We start from the raw sequence: 1653 nt of genomic DNA on the forward strand, positions 1-1653 counted from the left end.
CCCACCCGTCTGCCGCTGGCCCCGCGTGAGCGCCCCCAGACTGTCGAGCCGCCGCGCAATCGTCGAAATGAAGCGACGCTCGCCGCGGCAATCGGTGGTTACGGGGCGGAACACCGGTGCCGAGGCCTGATGCGTGCGATTGGTGCGGCCCAGCCCTTGGATCGCGCGATCCGCCCGCCAGCCTGGTTCCAGCAGGAAGTGCATCCGGCGCTGCTGGTTCTTCGCGTCGAGGCTCGCGTGGTAGGAGCGGCCTGTGCCGCCCGCATCCGAGAAGACAAGGATGCGCTTGGCTCCGCCCATGAAGGCGTTGGCATCGGCCAGCGACTGGTTGGCGGTGCGCGATTCAAGTCGCTGGCCGCCATCGGGCAAGGTCACCAGACGACGGGTGCGGCCGGTGATCTCGGCCACTGCATCGGTGCCAAACCGGGCGATGATCGCATCGAGCGCGGGCACGATCGGCGGCAGAGCGCCCAGCAGTTCCAGCGTCTCAGCCTTGATCCGCAAGGCCTCCTGGGAGTGAACAGGATTGCCCGCCTCATCGACCATCGGGCGCGAGCGTTCATTACCGTCCTCGTTCCAGTAGCTTTCCATGGCGCGCGTCGGGAAGGCATTGTCGAGATAGTCGGCTACGATTTCGCGGGGCGAAAGGTCGAGCTGGATCTCGGCCCGATCCTCGGCAGAAAGATCGGCAAGGCGCCGGTCGAGCAAGGCCTCTGCCGTCGAGACCAATTGGATGACGACGCTGTGATCGGTAGCCAGCGCATCCTCGATGGCGGGCAGCAGCGAGGGCAGTTTCATCGACAGCAGAAGCTGGCCGAAAAAGCGTTGCTTCGAACTTTCAAAGCGTGAACGCGCCGCCGACAGCGCCTGACCATTGAGGGTCTTGCCTTCAAGCGGATCAGTGACGCCCGATGCACCCAGCGCCGCCTCAAGATTGCGGTGGATGATCGCCCAGGCATCGGCGTAGGCGTCGAAATCGGCTATCTGGCGCGGGGTCAGCGCGTGTTCGAGGATGTCATACTCGACACCGGCATAGGACAGCGCACGCGCCGTATAGACGCCCATCGCTTTCAATTCGCGGGCGACCAGTTCCATCGCCGCGATACCGCCTTCACGGATACGGGCGATGAAGGAGGTGCGATCGGGAAAGGCCGTGCCTTCACCCCAGAGGCCAAGCCGCGTGGCATAAGCCAGATTGTTCACGTCGGACGCACCCGTGGCCGAGGCATAGATCACCCGAGCGCGCGGCAGGCGGTTCTGCAATTCGACGCCGACGATGCCTTGCTGCGAGCCTTTGGTGGCGCCGAACCGACCTTCACCGCCGGCAACACCGCCCATCGCGTGCGCTTCGTCGAACAGTATCACCCCGTCGAAATCCGGCGTCAGCCATTCCAGCAATTGCTGAAGGCGGGTCTTCTCACCAGTGCCGCTGCGAAGCGTGGCATAGGATGCAAACAGGATGCCGTCGGCCTGTCGGATCTTTGCTTCAGGCTTGATCTTGGCGAGCGGTTGGATGTCGAGCGCGATGCCCCCAAGCGCCTGCCAGTCGCGGCGGGCGTCCTCGATCAGATATCTAAACTGTCTAGGGTGTCTCACTTCTTTTATTGCGAGGCTGGACATGGGCGTTTCTCGGGAACGGCAGGACAGCGGCGC

1 pseudogene is annotated in these 1653 nt (G+C 64.1%); it reads right to left on the minus strand.

Annotated elements, in window-relative coordinates:
* Positions 1 to 1569, minus strand: a pseudogene (locus tag BGP00_RS10255) (strawberry notch-like NTP hydrolase domain-containing protein); the annotation flags it as partial.
* Between the last annotated feature and the right edge of the window lie 84 nt (positions 1570 to 1653).

The organism is Novosphingobium sp. 63-713, assembly GCF_001898925.1.
Classification (GTDB): domain Bacteria; phylum Pseudomonadota; class Alphaproteobacteria; order Sphingomonadales; family Sphingomonadaceae; genus Novosphingobium.